Source organism: Micromonospora sp. ATCC 39149 (genome assembly GCF_000158815.1).
Taxonomy (GTDB): domain Bacteria; phylum Actinomycetota; class Actinomycetes; order Mycobacteriales; family Micromonosporaceae; genus Micromonospora.
The window spans coordinates 192786-209410 of the sequence record NZ_GG657738.1; the positions used below are offsets into that span (position 1 = coordinate 192786).

Below are 16625 nucleotides of genomic sequence, written 5' to 3' on the forward strand. Positions count from 1 at the left end.
AACCCGGTGCCGGGGCCCGATCGCGGCGGCGTCTTTCTTGCGAGGGTGGTTCGGTTGGTGGTGCCCACCTCCCGCAGCCGCGCGCCGGTGCTGGCCAGCAGGTCCGGCAGGCGGAACCCGTCGCCGATCTCCACCAGCTCGCCCCGGCTGACCACGATCTCCCGGCCCGCCGCGAGGGCGGTGGCGGTCAGCGCCAGGGCCGCCGCGCCGTTGTTGACCACGTGCACGGCGCCCGCGTCGGGCACGGCGGCGGCGAGCGCGGCGAGGGCGTCGCGGCCACGCCGGGCCCGCCGCCCGGTGGTCAGGTCCAGTTCCACGTCGGTGTGCCCGGCGGCGGCGACCACGGCGGCCACGGCGGCGGCGGACAGCGGGGCCCGGCCCAGGTTGGTGTGCAGGACGACACCGGTGGCGTTGAGCACCGCCGCAGGGACGGCGGCGGGCAGCGCGGCGAGGGCGGCGTCACGTACCCGCTCGGGGGTGATCTCACCGGCGCGGGCGCGGGCCTGCGCGGCGACGATCGCGGCCTTGACCCGATCGCGGCCGACCCTGCCGGCTGCGGCGGCCAGGCCCGGATCGGCCAGCAGGACGTCGGTGCGCGGGACCCGCCGTCGGGGATCGGCGTCGCGCATCGCGTCCTTCCCACGGGTTGCCTGGCGGAGACGGACGGGAATCGAACCCGCCTGGCCCGGATCCCGGACCACACCGGTTTTGAAGACCGGGAGGGGCACCAGCCGCCCGAACGCCTCCACCGGCCATTGGACCACAGCGCCCCGCCCGGCGTGCGGGTAGGCCTCAGCCCCCGGTGGCGCGGCGCTCGAAGCGCTCGCGCTGCGGGACCACCGTGTACTTCGGGTCGCGGGCGGAGGCGACGCCACCGTGGAAGATGCCGAACCGGGTGGCCACCGACGCGGCGAGCAGGGCTGCGCCGGACAGGCCGGAGAGCAGCCGGCTGCGGCGGCCGACGAGCGCCCCGACCACCCCGGCGGCAGTCAGCGACCGGCCGGCGCGCAACAACCGGCCGGGGACGCCGGTGCGGTAGGGCTCGCTGAGCAGGCCCAGGCGGGTCTCCACCCGGTGCACGCCCCACAGTTCCAGGGCCGCGCCGGCCACCGCCATCCGCCGGGCCGGGCCGGCCTGGGCGCAGGGCGCCGCGAGCAGGCCCACGCCGGCACCGCTGGCCAGGGCGCTGCCCGCGAAGACGGCCGGCAGTTCCGGGTACGCCTCGTGCCAGGACGGCACGGCCGTGTCGGCGAGCAGCACCCCGGTGTACGTGGCCAGGGCCGGCGCGGTCGCGGCGGCGACCAGGCCGGCAGCCCGCCCGGCGCCGGGCAGCAGCCGCCGCCCCAGGCCGAGCACGCCACGCTCGGGCAGCCACGCGACGGCCTCGGCGGCGGCGGCGACCCCGGCGGCCGGACCGAACACGGTGAGGATCCAGGTGCCCACCGACATCGGGGACGTCGGCTTCGCCACCCGCAGCATGTGGTGGAAGCGGGCCGGCCGGCCCAGGTCGTTGACGAGGAAGTACGCGCTGGTGGCGACCGCCGCCAGCGCGGTGACCCGGCCGGCGCGGCGCAGCGCCGGCCGTCCGGTGAGCTGCCCACCGGCGGCCAGCAGCGACGAGCCGGCAGCCAACCCGCCGGTGAACAGGTATGCCGCGATGTCCCACTTCCACACCGGCGGCTTGAGGATCGGCCGGCCGTAGTAGGAGGTGAACTCGGCCGGTGGGACGGTGAGCTGTTCCCCGCCGCCGCGCCCGCTTCGGAAGCGGCGGAACCGTTCCCCGACCGGGGGGTGCGTGCTCACGAGGAACCTCCGACGAACGCGGCGACGGCCGCCGCCGCCATGGCCAGGGCGGCCAGCCCGGCACGCCTCCACATCCGGGGCAGGTCCCGGGTGGTGACCACCGGGTCGGGCGGCAGGCCGTACACCTCCGGGGCGTCCAGCAGCAGGAAGAACGCCCCGTCGCCGCCGACACCGTCGGTGGGGTCGTGGCCGTACAGCCGGGCCTCCGGCACGCCGCGCTCGTGCAGGGTGGCCACCCGTTCGGCGGCCCGCTCCCGCAACTCGTCGAGGGGGCCGTACTGGATGGACCCGGTGGGGCAGGCCTGCGCGCAGGCGGGGGTCAGCCCCGCGCCGAGCCGGTCGTAGCACAGGGTGCACTTCCACGCCCGGCCGTCGCCCCTGCGCTGGTCGATCACCCCGTACGGGCAGGCCGGGATGCAGTAGCCGCACCCGTTGCAGATGTCCTCCTGCACCACGACCGTGCCGAACTCGGTGCGAAACAGCGACCCGGTGGGGCAGACGTCGAGGCAGGCCGCGTGGGTGCAGTGCTTGCAGACGTCCGACATCATCAGCCAGCGGAAGTCGCTGCGCCCGGCCGCGCCGGTGCCCCGGCCGGGCGGCTGCGCGCCGGGCATGCCGAGAAACTGCGGGCCGGGACCCGCCGCCGGGGCGGCGCTGCCCGCCGCGTCGGCGGCGGGGCGGGGCTGCTCGACGAACGCCACGTGCCGCCACGAGTTCGCGGTCAGCGCGCCGGGTGTTGTTCGTAGGACATGCCGAGCAGGTCCAACCCGGAGCCTGGCACGTCGTTCCCACTCCTTGCAGGCGACCTCGCACGCCTTGCAGCCGATGCAGACGCTCGTGTCGGTGAAAAAAGCCCACCCCTGGGTGGGGCGTCGGTCCAGCCGGCGTCCGGCGCCGGGCCCAGCGGCCCGGAGCCCGCTGTTGGCGTCAGGCATTCCCGCCCCCCGCTCTGCTTCGTCGGCCGACGCCTGCGCGGAAGCGTTCGTCGGTGCTGTCGGCCGCGTCGTGGCCGCCCGCCGCTCCGGTGGTGACGATCGGGATCCTGCGCTGCGGGGTCATGCCGGCCCGCCGCCGGTAGTCGGCGACCAGGTCGAGCAGGGCCGCGCCGGTGGGCCGCCGGCCGGGCCGCACGTCGCAGGTGCCGACCTTGCTCTCCTGGATCAGCACGTTCGGGTCCAGGGTGATGCCGAACAGGTCGTTGGCCGAGTCGCCGGTGACCAGGCCCTCCGTGCCGAAATGGTACGGCAGCCAGAGCTGGTGGATGATCCGACCGTCCACCCGCAGCGGGGTGAGCCGCTCGGTGACCAGCACCCTCGCCTCGATCACCGCCCGGCCGCTGACCAGGTGCGCCCAGCCCAGGTGGGCCAGCCCGGCCTCGGCGGCCAACTCCGGGGAGACCTCCACGAACATCTCCGGCTGCAACTCGGCCAGCGGACGCACGGTGCGGCTCATCCCGCCGGCGGTGTGGTGCTCGGTGAGCCGGCTGACCGTGAACACGTACGGGAAGACGCCGCTGTGCGCCTCCGGCGGGCTCGGGTTGATCGGGTTGACCGGATGCTCGTAGACCTTGCGGGTCGGGTTGGCCTGCTGGCCGTACACGGGGTTGCGCATCGGGGACTCGGCCGGCTCGTAGTGCGTCGGCAGCGGGCCGTCGAGCACCCCACTGGGCGCGTACAGCCAGGCCTTGCCGTCGCTCTGCATGATGAACGCGTCGTCGCCGGCGAGGGCCGCCACGCCGGAGGCGCCCTGCGGGGGCCGGTACGTCGGCGGCTTCGTCCGCTCGAAGTCCGGCACGTCGTACCCGGTCCACTCCCCGGCGTCGGGGTCCCACCAGACGTACTTCTTGCGTTCGCTCCACGGGCGGCCCTGCGGATCGGCGGAGGCCCGGTTGTAGAGGATGCGGCGGTTCGCCGGCCACGCCCAGCCCCACTGCGCGGCCACCCAGTCCTGCTCGTGGCGGGGCCGGCGGCGGGCGGCCTGGTTGACGCCGTCGGCGTAGACGCCGGTGTAGATCCAGCAGCCGATCGCGGTGGAGCCGTCGTCGCGGGCCTGCGTGAACGCCGACAGCGGGCGGCCGGTGGCCACCTCGTACCCGTTGATCTCGCGCAGCACCGCCTCGGCGCTGGGCTCCGCGTGCGGGCCGTGCGTGGGGTAGTCCCAGGCCAGGTCGAGCAGCGCCCGGTCGCGTGGGTGCGGGGAGGTGGCCAGCTTCTCCCGCAGCCGGCGGCCGAGGTGGTAGAAGAACCACAGCTCGGAGCGGGCGTCGCCCGGCGGGTCGACGGCCTTCTCCCGCCACTGCAACAGCCGCTGGGTCTGGGTGAACGTGCCCTCCTTCTCCACGTGCGACGCCGCCGGCAGGAAGAACACCTCCGTGCGGCACTGCTCCGGCGTGATCTCCCCGGTGGCCACCTCGGGGCTGTTCTTCCAGAACGTGGCGCTCTCGATGAGGAACAGGTCGCGCACGACCAGCCAGTCGAGGTTGGCCATGCCGAGGCGCTGGGCGCGGCCGTGCGCGGAGCCGACGGCCGGGTTCTGGCCGAGCAGGAAGTAGCCCTTGACCTTCCCGTCGATCATGTTGAGGACCTGCTGGTACGTGCCGTGGTCGCCGGTCATCCGGGGCAGGTAGCCGTAGCAGAAGTCGTTGTCCGGCCGCGCCGCGTCCCCCCAGTACGCCTTGAGCAGGCTCGCCGCGTACGCCCGGGAGTCGTCCCAGAAGCCCTTCTGGCCGCGGTGGCGGATGCTGTCGACCCAGTCGTCGAACGTCTCGTGGTCGGCGTGGTGCGGCATCGGCAGGTAGCCGGGGAGCAGGTTGTACAGCGTCGGGATGTCCGTGGAGCCCTGGATGCTGGCGTGCCCGCGCAGCGCCAGGATGCCGCCGCCGGGCCGGCCCATGTTGCCCAGCAGGGTCTGGATGATCGCGCCGGTGCGGATGTACTGCACGCCGACGGTGTGCTGCGTCCAGCCCACGGAGTAGACCAGCGCGCCGGTGCGTTCCCGGCCGGAGTTGTGCGTCCAGGCGCGGGCCAACTCCAGGAACTTCTCCTGCGGGATGCCGCAGACCCGCTCCACCATCTCCGGGGTGTAGCGGGCGAAGTGTCGCCGCAGGATCTGGTAGACGCAGCGCGGGTGCCGCAACGTCTCGTCCCGCGCGGTCTGCCCGGGCACCGGCATGCCGTGCGACTCGTGGCGCAGCCCGGCCGCGCTGTCGCGTTCCTTCCCGGTACCGGTGATCTCGGCATGGTCCTCGTGGCCGGCGTACTGCCAGCTCGACGTGTCGTACGAGCCGGTCTCGGGGCGGTAGCCGGAGAAGAGGCCGTCGAGGTCCTCCGTGTCGGCGAACTGCTCGCTGACGATCGTCGCCGCGTTGGTGTACGCCAGCACGTACTCCCGGAAGTCCAGCTCGTTCTCCAGGATGTACCGCACGACGCCGCCGAGCAGCGCGATGTCGGTGCCCGCCCGGATCGGCAGGTACGTGTCGGCGACCGCGCTGGTCCGGGTGAACCGGGGGTCGACGTGGAAGACCTTCGCGCCGCGCCGCTTGGCCTCCATCACCCACTGGAAGCCCACGGGGTGCGCCTCGGCCATGTTGGAGCCCTGGATGACGATGACGTCAGCGTTGACCAGGTCCTGTTGGAAGTCCGTCGCGCCGCCGCGACCGAAGCTGGTCCCCAGACCGGGGACGGTGGCGGAGTGTCAAATGCGGGCCTGGTTCTCGATCTGGAGCGCCCCCATCGCCGTGAACAGCTTCTTGATGAGGTAGTTCTCCTCGTTGTCCAGCGTCGCCCCGCCCAGGCTGGAGATGCCCAGCGTGCGGCGCAGCGGCCGGCCGGCGTCGTCGACGTCCTCCCAGGTCGCCGCGCGGGCGGCGAGGATCCGGTCGGCGATCATGTCGACGGCCGTGTCGAGGTCCAGGTCCTCCCACTCGGTGGCATACGGCCGGCGGTAGCGGACCTTCGTCTGGCGTAGCGGGCTGGTGACCAGGCTCTTGCTGGCCGAGCCCTTCGGGCACAGTCGGCCCCGGGAGATCGGGCTGTCCGGGTCCCCCTCGATCTGGGTGACCCGGCCGTCGGTGACGAAGACCCGCTGGCCGCAGCCGACCGCGCAGTAGGGGCAGACCGACCGGGCCACGCTGTCGGCGGTTTCGGTGCGGGCGGTCAGCGCCGCCGAGCGGGCCGACCGGGCTGCCGCGCCCCGGCCGAGCGGGTCGGTGCCGGTGAGCTGCCGGTAGACGGGCCAGCCCGCGATGAAAGTCCGCAGACCCATCGGGGGCACCCCCTTTGCCGGCGGCGGAAGCTGACCCTCTGAACATAGGCCAGCGCCCGGCGCGCCGCGACCCCGGCGCGTCTTTACCCGCCGCCTGGGGGGCGTCCCCGGCCAGCGTGGGGCGGCAGGGGGCGGGGTCGCGCACCGGCGGCGCGGCCCTCACGGCAGCCGGGAGCGGACCTTCGCGGCGCACCCGCGCAGCGCCCCGTGCGCGTCGACGCCGAGGCTCTCGATCGCCACCAGCGCCGTGAACGCGGCGTCGGCCAGTTCGGCCGCCACGTCGTCGCGGGTGTGGGTCACCCCCTTGCGCGGGTTCTGCCCGAGTGCGCCGATCCACGCCCCGGCGGCCTCCCCCGCCTCCTCGGTCAGCTTGAGGATCCGGCAGGTCAGCTCCGGGTCCCCGGTGCCGTTGGCGTTGTCGAGCCAGCCCCGCAGGGCACGCACCGACTCCCAGATCGACTCGTCCATCCGACCAGTGAACCGGACGGGGGTGACGATCCCTGCCCCCGGGGGCGGTCGGCCGAATACCCCTGGGCGGGGGGCGGTGCGACCGGCTCCGGGCAGGCGAATGCCCCCCAGGCCGTCGGCCTGGGGGGCATTGGGGTCAGGTCACCACAGCCGCGCGACGATGTCCGCGGCCTGCTCCTCCCACTGGGCGTACGCGTACGGGTATGCCGACACCTGCACCGTCTGCGCCGCGGCGGTCAGTGGCAGGTCCTGCCAGCCGCCGATGTTCTTCAGCGCGCCGAAGAACGCCTTCGAGGCGTACTCCGGGTCGGTGATCTGGTCGGGCGAGCCCCAACCGGACGACGGGCGCTGCTGGAACAGGCCCTGCGAGTCATGGTCGTTGTACGCGCCCAGGTGGCCGAGGTTGTAGAGCTTCGACTCCTGCAGCGAGGTGGCCACGCCGATCACCGCGCCGCGTTTGCCGACGCCGCTGTCCTTGGCGGCCTCGACGATGGCCCGGGCGTTCGCCAGCTGCGCGTCGTCGAGCGGGATGCGCGACTGCGCGCCCTCGACGCCGTGCGGGATCAGCTCGTCGCGGCTCGGCCGGCCCGCCGACGGGGTCGACTCGCTGGTGTTCTCACCGGTGGTCAGCGCGGACTCGACGGTGGCCTGCTGGCGGGTCTTGCCGGTGGCCAGGTCGATGGCGGCGACGGCGCCCGCGTGCGGGCCGGTGACCGGGGCGGCGACGGCCGTGGGGCCGAACGCCAGGCCGCCGAGGACGGCGATGCCGCTGATGGTCAGGACGGTCTTGCGGTTCGTGGTCTTCGCGATGGCCGGGAGCCATCGAGTGAAGTCTGCCTTCACGATGGTTGCCCTTTCGGTCGTCACGACGCGCTCCGGGTTGAGCGCCCCTCGAGACCCGCCCCGGCCGGCTGGGTTTACCGGCGGGCGGTACGGGGGACACAACCAGCTTCACGTGTCCACCATTCCGGATATGCGGGGCGGCGCTCCGGGTGCGGCCCCGGTCACTGCGGGAATCGGACGACGCGGCCGACAGCGGTCAACCGGCTCGGGCGTTCCGAGCGGGCCGGCCTGTTGACCTTGACAGGACCGTGGCGCGGTGCAAATAATTTATCCATTGAACAAATGTCCTCCACCGCCGCCGACCACCTGGATCGCTCCCCCGCTGACCAACCGCGCCACCTGCCCCGTTCACGACACCCCCGGGAGGGCCGGTGCCACTCGTAGCCGGGGTCGACTCGTCGACCCAGTCGTGCAAAGTCGTCATCCGCGACGCCGAGAGCGGGAAGCTGGTGCGCGAGGGTCGCGCGCCGCACCCCGTCGGCACCGCCGTGCCACCGGCCGCGTGGGAGGCCGCGCTGTCCGACGCGGTCGCACAGGCCGGCGGACTCGACGACGTGGCGGCCGCCTCAGTCGCCGGGCAGCAGCAGGGGATGGTGTGCCTGGACGCCGAGGGCGCGGTGGTCCGGGACGCCGTGCTGTGGAACGACACCCGCTCGGCCGGCGCCGCCGCCGATTTGATCTCGGATCTCGGCGGCGGCGAAGCGGGACAGCGAGCCTGGGCGGAGGCGGTCGGCCTGGTGCCGGTGGCCAGCTTCACCGTCACCAAGCTGCGCTGGCTGGCGTCGGCTGAGCCGGACAACGCCGCCCGTACGGCCGCGGTGTGTCTGCCGCACGACTGGCTGACCTGGCGACTTGCCGGCGCACCGGGGCTCGATGCGCTGCGCACCGACCGCAGCGAGGCCAGCGGGACCGGATACTGGTCGGCCGCGACCGGTGACTATCGCCTGGACCTGCTCCGGTTGGCGTTCGGGCGCGACGACGTGCTGCTGCCGCAGGTGCTCGGGCCGACCGGTCGGGCCGGGCACCTGCGCACCGGTGCCCCCCTGGGCCCCGGCGCCGGCGACTGCGCCGCAGCGGCGCTGGGTGTCGGCGCCGAGTCGGGCGACGTGATCGTGTCGATCGGCACCTCCGGCATAGTGTCCACCGTTTCCGACGTGCCGGCCGCAGACCCGAGCGGGATCGTGGCCGGGTTCGCCGACACGACCGGCCGCTTCCTGCCGTTGGTGTGCACGCTCAACGCCGCCCGGGTGCTGGACGCGGCGGCGACCATGCTGCGGGTGGACCACGCAGAGCTGTCCGCGCTGGCGCTGTCCGCCCCGCCGGGCGCCGACGGGCTGGTCCTGGTGCCCTACCTCGAGGGCGAGCGCACACCGAACCGTCCGCACGCCACCGGGGCCGTGCACGGCCTGACCCTGCGGACCTCGACCCCCGCGCATCTGGCCCGCGCGGCGGTGGAGGGCATGCTGTGCGCACTCGCCGACGGGCTGGACGCGATGATCGCGCAGGGCACGACGGTCGACCGGATCATCCTGGTCGGCGGCGGCGCCCGCTCGGAGGCGGTACGCCGGATCGCGCCTACGGTCTTCGGCCGCCCCGTGCTCGTGCCACCACTGGGGGAGTACGTCGCCGACGGCGCCGCCCGCCAGGCGGCCTGGGTGTTGTCGGGCGGGCAGCAGCCGCCGTCGTGGACGGTCGGGCGGGTCGAGATGTACGAGGCGGACGCCGTGCCAACGGTCCGGGAACGGTACGCGGCGGCCCGCGCGAACGCCCCCGACCGCGCCGACTGACGGCATCGTCGCCACGACGGTTCTGGTCGACCCGGAACCGGGGCGCGCCGGGCGGCCGCTCGGCCGGCCGGCGTACCGATGCCGAGCTGGCGCTGTGGCCTGGCCTACCAGCGGTGCCGGGCGCACGGGGGCGTCAGTGGCCCCGGGCCAGCCACTGATCGAGGTGCGGCGCCTCCGCGCCGATGGTGGTGCTGTCGCCGTGCCCGGTGTGCACGACCGTCTCCGGGGGCAGGGTGAGCAGCCGGGTACGGATGGACTCGACGATGGTGCCGAAGTCGCTGTACGAGCGGCCGGTGGCACCCGGCCCGCCGGCGAACAGCGTGTCGCCGGTGAAGACGACACCGAGCGGCGGGGCGTGCAGACTGCACGCGCCGGGGCTGTGGCCGGGGGTGTGCAGCACCCGCAGGCCGGTGCCCGCCACCTCGATCGTCGTGCCGTCGCGCAGCTCGCCGTCGGGGGCCACGTCGGGGTGCACCATGTCCCACAGCACCCGGTCGTCGGGGTGCAGCAGCACCGGCGCGCCGGTGGCCCGGGCGAGTTGCGGGGCCACCCGCACGTGGTCGTCGTGGGCGTGGGTGGCCAGGATCGCCACCACCCGGCGGCCACCGACGGTACGCATGATCGCGTCGACGTCGTGCGGCGCGTCGACGACGACGCACTCGTTGTCGTCGCCCACCACCCAGACGTTGTTGTCGACGTCGAAGGTCTGCCCGTCGAGGGAGAACGTGCCGGAGGTGACGGTGTGGTCGACGCGGGCGGTCACGGGAAGACCACCACCGAGCGCAGCACGTCGCCCTGGTGCATCCGGGTGAACGCCTCCTCGACCTGGTCCAGGGCGATCTCCTCGGTGACGAACGCGTCCAGGTCGAGCCGGCCCTGCAGGTACAGCTCGGTGAGCAGGGGGAAGTCGCGGCTGGGCAGGCAGTCGCCGTACCAGCTCGACTTGAGGGCCCCGCCGCGCCCGAAGACGTCCAGCAGGGGTAGCTCCACCTTCATCTGCGGGGTGGGCACGCCGACCAGCACGACCGTGCCGGCGAGGTCGCGGGCGTAGAACGCCTGCTTCCAGGTCTCGGGCCGGCCGACGGCGTCGATGACGACGTCCGCGCCGAAGCCGCCGGTGGCGGCCCGGATCGCCTCGACCGGGTCGTCTGCGGAGGCGTTGACGGTGTGGGTGGCGCCGAACCTGCGGGCCCAGTCGAGCTTGCGGGGGTCGACGTCCACCGCGACGATCGTCGTCGCCCCGGCCAGGGCGGCGCCGGCCACGGCGGCGTCGCCGACCCCGCCGCAGCCGATGACGGCCACGGAGTCACCGCGGGTGACGCCCCCGGTGTTCATCGCCGCGCCGAGGCCGGCCATCACCCCGCAGCCGAGCAGGCCGACGGCGGCGGGCCGCGCGGCCGGGTCGACCTTTGTGCACTGCCCGGCGTGCACGAGGGTCTTCTCGGCGAACGCGCCGATGCCCAGCGCCGGGGACAGCGCGGTGCCGTCGGTGAGCGTCATCTTCTGCGCGGCGTTGTGGGTGGCGAAGCAGTACCACGGCCGGCCACGGCGGCAGGCGCGGCAGACCCCGCAGACGGCCCGCCAGTTCAACACCACGAAGTCGCCGGGGGTCACCTCGGTGACGCCGTCGCCGACCCGCTCGACGATTCCGGCGGCCTCGTGGCCGAGCAGGAACGGGAACTCGTCGTTGATGCCGCCCTCGCGGTAGTGCAGGTCGGTGTGGCAGACCCCGCACGCCTGGACGCGGACCACCGCCTCGCCGGGCCCCGGGTCGGGCACCACGACGGTGGTGACCTCGACCGGCGCGCCCTTGCGCCGTGAAACGACTCCCCGGACTTCCTGGCTCACGATCTCCTCCTGCTCCACGCGCTGTCGGTATCGCCGGCGCCGGGCCGCAGGGCCGGGGCCGGCGACGCGGGGCGCCGTCGGGCCGCCCGCGCCGGGCACGCTCCACAGTGAAACTACCGCTGTGGCGCGGATGCGTGCTGGCCCTGACAGCCATCAGGAGCAGGGCGTGACGACGGCCCGCAGGGCGATCGGGAGGTTTCCTTCCTTTGACTGAGAGAACGGCAAGCGCAGCTGGTACTCGCGCTACGTCGCGGCGCTCAACGCCCACCAGTTCGACGGCATGGATCAGTGGCTCGGTGCTGCTCCTTCCGGCGCCTCTGTCGAGATTGCCGAGTACGCCGTCCACAAGGCCAGCGACGGCCGATTCGTGCAGATGACAGCCCTGCGCGAGTTGGCCGAGACGCATCGGCGACTGCCCACCTGACATCAGGCGATCGACGTGGCGTGGGCCCTTGGCGCGACGCTGTGGCGTGCGCCACCCGGCGGACACGCCGGTGCCGGGCGGCGGCATCGAAACGGACTGGGCAGAATCAACACATGTCTTCCCGCCGGTGGCTGCTCGCCGATCAACTCGGGCCCCACTTCCTCGACGATCCGGCGCAGCCGGTGCTGCTCGTGGAAGCCCGGGAGCTGTTCCGGCAGCGCCCGATGCACCGGCAGAAGGCCCACCTGGTGCTCTCGGCGCTGCGGCACCGGGCCGCCGAGCTGGGTGACCGGGCCCTACTGGTGCGCGCCGGCACGTTCCGGGAGGCGCTGGCCCGCGTCGACGGGCCGGTCGAGGTCTGCCACCCGCCGTCGCGGGCCGGGCTGGCCTTCGCCCGGTCGGTGCCGGGGCTGACCATCCTGCCGCCACGCGGCTTCCTCACCCGCCGGGAGGACTTCGCGGCGTGGGCCGACGCCCCCCGCCGGGGGGCGCTGCGGGTGGCGGACTTCTACCGCTGGGCCCGGCGCGAACACGGCGTGTTCGACGGTCCGCCGGGGCGGGTCCCCCGCCGGCCCCGGCGGGCCGACGGCGCGGCCGGGCTGGTGGCGTCCCCTCCCCCACCGATCGTGGAGGACGCGATCGACGCGGAGGTCCGCGACGAGCTGGACCGCTGGGAGCGCGACGGCGTCCGGTTCCTCGGCCGGGACGGCCCGCGCCGCTACCCGGCCACCCACGCCGAGGCCGACGCGCGGCTGCGGCACTTCGTGGCGCACCGGCTGCCCGACTACGGCCGGTACCAGGAGGTGATGAGCGCGGGCGACCCGCTGCTGACGCACAGCGTGCTGTCGTCGTCGTTCAACCTGGGGCTGCTCGACCCGGCGGAGGCGATCCGGGCCGCCGAGGGCGCCTGGCGCAAGGGGGCCGCGTCGTTGTCGGCCGTGGAGCCGTTCGTCCAGGGCCTGCTCGGCTGGCGGGAGTTCCTCTGGCAGCTGTACTGGTACCTTGAGCCGGGCCACCGGGGCGCCAACTGGCTGGCCGCGAACGAGCCGCTGCCCGACTGGTTCGCTGGCCTGGACGCCGACGCCGTGGAGGCGCGTTGCCTGGCCGACGTGCTCGCCGGGGTCCGGGACCGCGCCTGGGTGCACCATGCGCAGCGGCTGCTGGTGCTCGGCAACTACGCGTTGCAACGCGGCTGGCGGCCGGCGGAGCTGGCAGGCTGGTTCCGGGACTGTTTCGTCGACGGCACCGACTGGGCGATGAACGCGACCGTGATCGGGATGAGCCAGTACGCCGACCTGGGCCGCGTCGACACCCGCCCGTACGCGGTCGACGGCCGGTACGTCGACGAGCTGAGCGACTACTGCACGGGGTGCCGGTACCAGCCGGAGACGACGCTGGGCGATCTGGCCTGCCCGTACACCGGGGGGTTCGACGCCTTCCTGCACCGTAACCACGACCGGCTCGCCGGTGACCTACGGCTCGCCGCGGAACTGGCCGAACGCGACGATCCGCAGCTACGGGACGCGGTGCTGGCCCAGGAGGAGAAGCGCGGCAGCAGCCCACCCTGACGCTGCCCCCGCGGGACGGCGGGGTGACGCGGCGGTCAGCGGTCAGCGGCGTGCCCGGCCCAGAAGCCGGTGACCAGCCGGTGGAACTCCTCGGCCCGCTCGACCTGCGGCAGGTGGCCGGTGTCGGCGAACAGGTGGGTGCGGGCCCGGGGCAGTCGGGTGCGGGCCGCGTCGAGGTGCGCGGCGGGCAGGATCAGGTCCCGCTCGCCCCAGACGACCAGGATGGGCAGGTCCAGCCGGGCCACCGCGTCGAGCAGTTCCTCCCGCCACGGCCCGGCGACGCCCCGGAACGTGCCGAGGCTGTCGACGAGTTCCAGCATCACCCGGGCGGCGTGCGGTCGCCGGGCCGCCGCCATCGCCTCGGCGAGGCGGGTCTCGGTGACGTACCGCCGGTCGTGGAACAGGGCCCGCTCGGTGCGCCGGGCCACGGCCCGGCTCGGGCGCAGCAGCAGCCGGCCCAACGGCCGCAGCGCCAGCAGCCGCAGCGCGACCGTCACCTCCCGACCGAAGCCGGCGCTGTCGACCAGCACCAGGCTGGCCGCGCGGGCCGGGTCGTCGACGGCCAGCCGCATGGCGACCGCCCCACCGAGGGAGTTGCCGACCAGGTGGGCGGGGCCGGCCACGCCGAGCGCGTCGAGGCAGTCGGCGGCGGCCCGGGCCAGCGCCGGCAGGGTGTGCGGCTCGTCCAGCGGCGCAGACCCGCCGTGCCCGGCCAGGTCGAGGCTGACCACCCGGTGATCGCGGGCGAGTCGGTCGTGCAGCTCGGCGAAGTCGGCGAGGGTGCGGCCGATGCCGTGCAGCAGCACCACCAGCGGGCCGTCGCCGGCCACCCGGCACCGGGAGGCGCGCCCCCGCACGGTGACGATGGTGTCGACCGGGCCGGTCACGCCGGCTCCCCCGGGCCGCCGGGCGGCGCAGGCGCGGCGGCAGCAGCACCGGCCGGCGGGCGGGTGGGCGCCGGCGCGGCGGGTGGGTGTGCGGCGTCGGCCCTCGGGCGGGCCGGGCGGTTCACGGCGAGGGCGAGGAGCCGGCCGAACCCGACGGGGGCGAGCCGGGACAGCAGGTCGGGCAGCCTCGCCGACCAGCCGATCAGCACCCGGCCCCGGCGGCGCTGCACGCCGCGCAGGATGACCTCGGCGGCGGTGGCCGGGTCGATGGTGAGCAGCCGCTCGAACCGGCGGCGGGCGGCCTCGTACTCGTCGGCGGGCACGCCGCTGCCGACGCGCGCGTCGCGCGCGATGCGGGTACGGATGCCGCCGGGGTGCACGCACGTCACCCCGATCCCGTCGTCGACCAGCTCGTGGCGCAGCGCCTCGGTGAAGCCGCGCACGGCGAACTTGCTGGCCGAGTACGCGGTCTGCCCGGCGGGGGCGATGAGCCCGAAGAGGCTGGACACGTTGACCAGGTGGGCGCCCGGCTCGGCCTTGAGCGCGGGCAGCAGGGCGTGGGTCAGCTGCACCACGGCCCGGAAGTTGACGTCGATCACCCAGCCGAACTCGTCCGGGGTGACCTGGTCGAAGCGCCCGCCCAGTGCGACGCCGGCGTTGTTGACCAGCAGCCGCAGCCTCGGATGGAGCCGGCGGACCTCCTCGGCCACCCGGGCCGTGGCGGCGGCGTCGGCCAGGTCGACCAGTGCGGTGGTGACCCGCCGGTCGGGGTGGGCGGCCCGCAGCGCGGCGGCCACGGCGGCGAGCCGGCCGGCGTCACGGTCCAGCAGCACCAGGTCGGTGCCGCGCCGGGCCAGGCCGTGGGCGAGGGCCTCGCCGATGCCGCCGGCCGCCCCGGTGACCACGGCGGTACCGGCCGCGAAGTCGAACCTGCGCACGTCGTCTCCCTCCGCCTCGCCGGTCAGCCGGCGGGGGTGCCGGCCGGACGGGCCCGGTCCCGCCGGTCCCTCGTGGGCGTCTGCGGCGCGCGCGAGAACCGTACGCCGGCGTCGGTGAGCCGGCCGTACCGCATGAGCAGCACGTCGCGGGCGTAGTTCTGGTGCAGTCGCCACGGCGTGGACGCACCCTGTTTGGGCAGCGCGTCCACGCTGCGCAGCACGTACCCGGACTTGAGGTCGATGATCGGCTCCAGCTTCCCGCAGGCGGGGGCCAGCGGGGTGACGATCTGCTGGCCGGCGGCGTCCAGGTGCCGCAGCAGCCGGCAGACGTACGCGGCGACGAGGTCGGCTTTCAGCGTCCAGGAGGCGTTGGTGTAGCCGATGGTCATCGCGAAATTCGGCACGTCGGAGAGCATCATGCCCTTGTAGGCGACCGTCCGGGCGAGGTCGACGCTCCGGCCGTCCACGGTGAGCGTCATGCCGCCGAGGGCGAGCAGGTTGAGCCCGGTGGCGGTGACGACGATGTCGGCGGCCAGCTCGGCGCCGGAGGTGAGCCGGATGCCGGTGGGGGTGAAGGCGTCGATCCGGTCGGTCACCACGGAGGCACGGCCGGCGCCGAGGGCGGTGAACAGGTCGCCGTCGGGGGCCACGCAGAGCCGCTGGTCCCACGGATCGTAGCGGGGCGAGAAGTGCCGGTCGACGTCGTAGCCGGCCGGGAGGTGGCTCTTCGCCGCGCGTCGCAGGAACCGCTTGACCAGCTTCGGGGCGCGCCGGCTGAGCTGGAAGTTGGCCGTGCCGACCAGCACGTTCTTCCACCGCACCACCGGGTACGCGGCCTTCGCCGGCAGCCAGCGCCGCAACGCGTCGGCGAGCACGTCGCGCGACGGCAGCGCGATGACGTACGTGGGTGAGCGTTGCAGCATGGTGACGTGGGCGGCCCGCTCGGCCAGCGCCGGGACGAGGGTGACGGCGGTCGCGCCGCTGCCGATCACCACCACCCGGCGGCCGGTGTGGTCGAGGTCGGCCGGCCAGTGCTGCGGGTGGACCAGCCGCCCGCCGTAGCACCCGACGCCGGGGAAGTCCGGCGTGTAGCCGGCGTCGTAGCGGTAGTAGCCGGAGCAGGCGAACAGGAAACCGCAGGTGAGGACGACGTCCTCGCCGGTGTCTTCGCGGCGGGCACGCACCGTCCAACGGGCCGTGGCGCTGTCCCATTCGGCGGCGAGCACCCGGTGGTGGAAGCGGATGTGCCGGTCCACCCCGTACCTGCGGGCGGTGTCGCGGACGTAGGCGCGGATCTGCTCGCCGCCGGCGATGGCCGCCGGGTCCGTCCAGGGCTGGAAGGAGTAGCCGAGGGTGAACATGTCCGAGTCGGACCGGACGCCCGGGTAGCGGAACAGGTCCCAGGTGCCACCGATCGCGCCGCGCGCCTCCAGCACCGCATACGTCTTGTCGGGGCAGGCGCGGCGCAGTTGGCAGGCGGCCCCGACGCCGGAGAGGCCGGCGCCGACGATCAGCACGTCGACATGGTCGCAGGCCAAGGCGCGTCTCCCGTCGCAGGCTATGGACCGGACACTATCCAGCGCCGTCGACGTCGGTCAACACCCCGTCGGCCGGAATCGACGCGGTGTCGAGGCATCGACCGTACGGGTAGCATCTGCGCTCGTGACCGCCGCCCGTACGCCCTCCCACGCCGGCGCGACGCGAGGCCGACGGTCCGGCCGCTCGGTCGGCGACGACCGGGAGCTGGCCATCCTCGCCACCGCGGAGCGGCTGCTCGCGCAGCGGCCGTTCGGCGA

Annotated in this window: 13 protein-coding genes, 1 tRNA gene and 2 pseudogenes; 4 read left to right on the forward strand and 12 right to left on the reverse strand. The window is 74.5% G+C overall.

What is annotated here, in order from left to right:
* The 7 genes and pseudogenes from MCAG_RS00860 to MCAG_RS00895 form a co-directional block, all read right to left on the reverse strand.
* Nucleotides 1–629 (reverse strand): annotated as a pseudogene (locus tag MCAG_RS00860) (L-seryl-tRNA(Sec) selenium transferase); the annotation flags it as partial.
* Between the two features lie 22 nt (nucleotides 630–651).
* A tRNA-Sec gene (locus MCAG_RS00865) sits at nucleotides 652–747 on the reverse strand.
* Between the two features lie 45 nt (nucleotides 748–792).
* On the reverse strand, nucleotides 793–1803 hold the full coding sequence (nrfD, locus tag MCAG_RS00870) for an NrfD/PsrC family molybdoenzyme membrane anchor subunit (RefSeq protein ID WP_157547784.1): 1011 nt from the start codon (nucleotides 1801–1803) through the stop codon (nucleotides 793–795).
* Nucleotides 1800–2738 (reverse strand): 4Fe-4S dicluster domain-containing protein, encoded by a 939-nt coding sequence (locus tag MCAG_RS00875; RefSeq protein ID WP_198141456.1) that lies wholly within the window; start codon nucleotides 2736–2738, stop codon nucleotides 1800–1802. Before MCAG_RS00875 ends, nrfD begins: the two co-directional genes overlap by 4 nt.
* A complete protein-coding gene (fdh, locus tag MCAG_RS00880) occupies nucleotides 2731–6066 on the reverse strand; it encodes a formate dehydrogenase (RefSeq protein ID WP_157547786.1) in 3336 nt (1111 codons plus the stop codon). The genes MCAG_RS00875 and fdh overlap by 8 nt, the downstream gene beginning before the upstream one ends.
* Nucleotides 6067–6225: 159 nt before the next feature.
* A complete protein-coding gene (locus MCAG_RS00890; protein ID WP_007071119.1) occupies nucleotides 6226–6534 on the reverse strand; it encodes a MazG-like family protein in 309 nt (102 codons plus the stop codon).
* Nucleotides 6535–6675: 141 nt separating this feature from the next.
* On the reverse strand, nucleotides 6676–7377 hold the full coding sequence (locus MCAG_RS00895) for a hypothetical protein (RefSeq protein ID WP_036371798.1): 702 nt from the start codon (nucleotides 7375–7377) through the stop codon (nucleotides 6676–6678).
* A 371-nt stretch (nucleotides 7378–7748) separates the two neighbouring features.
* On the opposite strand from MCAG_RS00895, the gene MCAG_RS00900 reads away from it, so the two are divergent.
* Nucleotides 7749–9164 (forward strand): xylulokinase, encoded by a 1416-nt coding sequence (locus MCAG_RS00900; RefSeq protein ID WP_007071121.1) that lies wholly within the window; start codon nucleotides 7749–7751, stop codon nucleotides 9162–9164.
* Between the two features lie 133 nt (nucleotides 9165–9297).
* Here the strand turns inward: MCAG_RS00900 and MCAG_RS00905 are convergent, their stop codons facing one another.
* On the reverse strand, nucleotides 9298–9927 hold the full coding sequence (locus MCAG_RS00905; protein ID WP_007071122.1) for an MBL fold metallo-hydrolase: 630 nt from the start codon (nucleotides 9925–9927) through the stop codon (nucleotides 9298–9300).
* The gene (locus MCAG_RS00910) at nucleotides 9924–11012 is read right to left on the reverse strand and encodes an S-(hydroxymethyl)mycothiol dehydrogenase (protein ID WP_007071123.1); all 1089 of its coding nucleotides are present in this window, start codon (nucleotides 11010–11012) and stop codon (nucleotides 9924–9926) included. The genes MCAG_RS00905 and MCAG_RS00910 overlap by 4 nt, the downstream gene beginning before the upstream one ends.
* 280 nt (nucleotides 11013–11292) lie before the next feature.
* On the opposite strand from MCAG_RS00910, the gene MCAG_RS30165 reads away from it, so the two are divergent.
* Nucleotides 11293–11436, forward strand: coding sequence for a hypothetical protein (locus MCAG_RS30165; protein WP_198141458.1), 144 nt, complete (start codon nucleotides 11293–11295; stop codon nucleotides 11434–11436).
* A gap of 113 nt (nucleotides 11437–11549) precedes the next feature.
* On the forward strand, nucleotides 11550–13004 hold the full coding sequence (locus MCAG_RS00915; RefSeq protein ID WP_036371800.1) for a cryptochrome/photolyase family protein: 1455 nt from the start codon (nucleotides 11550–11552) through the stop codon (nucleotides 13002–13004).
* Nucleotides 13005–13039: 35 nt separating this feature from the next.
* Here the strand turns inward: MCAG_RS00915 and MCAG_RS00920 are convergent, their stop codons facing one another.
* Genes MCAG_RS00920 through MCAG_RS00930 form a run of 3 tightly spaced genes read right to left on the reverse strand, consistent with a single transcriptional unit; the run spans nucleotide 13040 to nucleotide 16367 of the window.
* Nucleotides 13040–13891: an alpha/beta fold hydrolase gene (locus MCAG_RS00920; RefSeq protein ID WP_036371801.1), complete on the reverse strand. Its 852-nt coding sequence runs from the start codon at nucleotides 13889–13891 to the stop codon at nucleotides 13040–13042.
* A complete protein-coding gene (locus MCAG_RS00925) occupies nucleotides 13888–14829 on the reverse strand; it encodes an SDR family oxidoreductase (RefSeq protein ID WP_036371803.1) in 942 nt (313 codons plus the stop codon). Before MCAG_RS00925 ends, MCAG_RS00920 begins: the two co-directional genes overlap by 4 nt.
* A 23-nt stretch (nucleotides 14830–14852) precedes the next feature.
* Nucleotides 14853–16367: an NAD(P)/FAD-dependent oxidoreductase gene (locus tag MCAG_RS00930; protein ID WP_036371806.1), complete on the reverse strand. Its 1515-nt coding sequence runs from the start codon at nucleotides 16365–16367 to the stop codon at nucleotides 14853–14855.
* Nucleotides 16368–16491: 124 nt separating this feature from the next.
* Here MCAG_RS00930 and MCAG_RS00935 point away from each other — a divergent pair.
* A pseudogene (locus MCAG_RS00935) lies at nucleotides 16492–16625 on the forward strand (TetR/AcrR family transcriptional regulator); the annotation flags it as partial.

What these genes read in the sequence shown, in the direction of transcription:
- MCAG_RS00890 (WP_007071119.1), bottom strand. Translation starts at nt 6,534, where the DNA reads ATGGACGAGTCGATCTGGGAGTCGGTGCGTGCCCTGCGGGGCTGGCTC.
- MCAG_RS00915 (WP_036371800.1), top strand. Translation starts at nt 11,550, where the DNA reads ATGTCTTCCCGCCGGTGGCTGCTCGCCGATCAACTCGGGCCCCACTTC.
- MCAG_RS00875 (WP_198141456.1), bottom strand. Translation starts at nt 2,738, where the DNA reads ATGCCTGACGCCAACAGCGGGCTCCGGGCCGCTGGGCCCGGCGCCGGA.
- MCAG_RS30165 (WP_198141458.1), top strand. Translation starts at nt 11,293, where the DNA reads ATGGATCAGTGGCTCGGTGCTGCTCCTTCCGGCGCCTCTGTCGAGATT.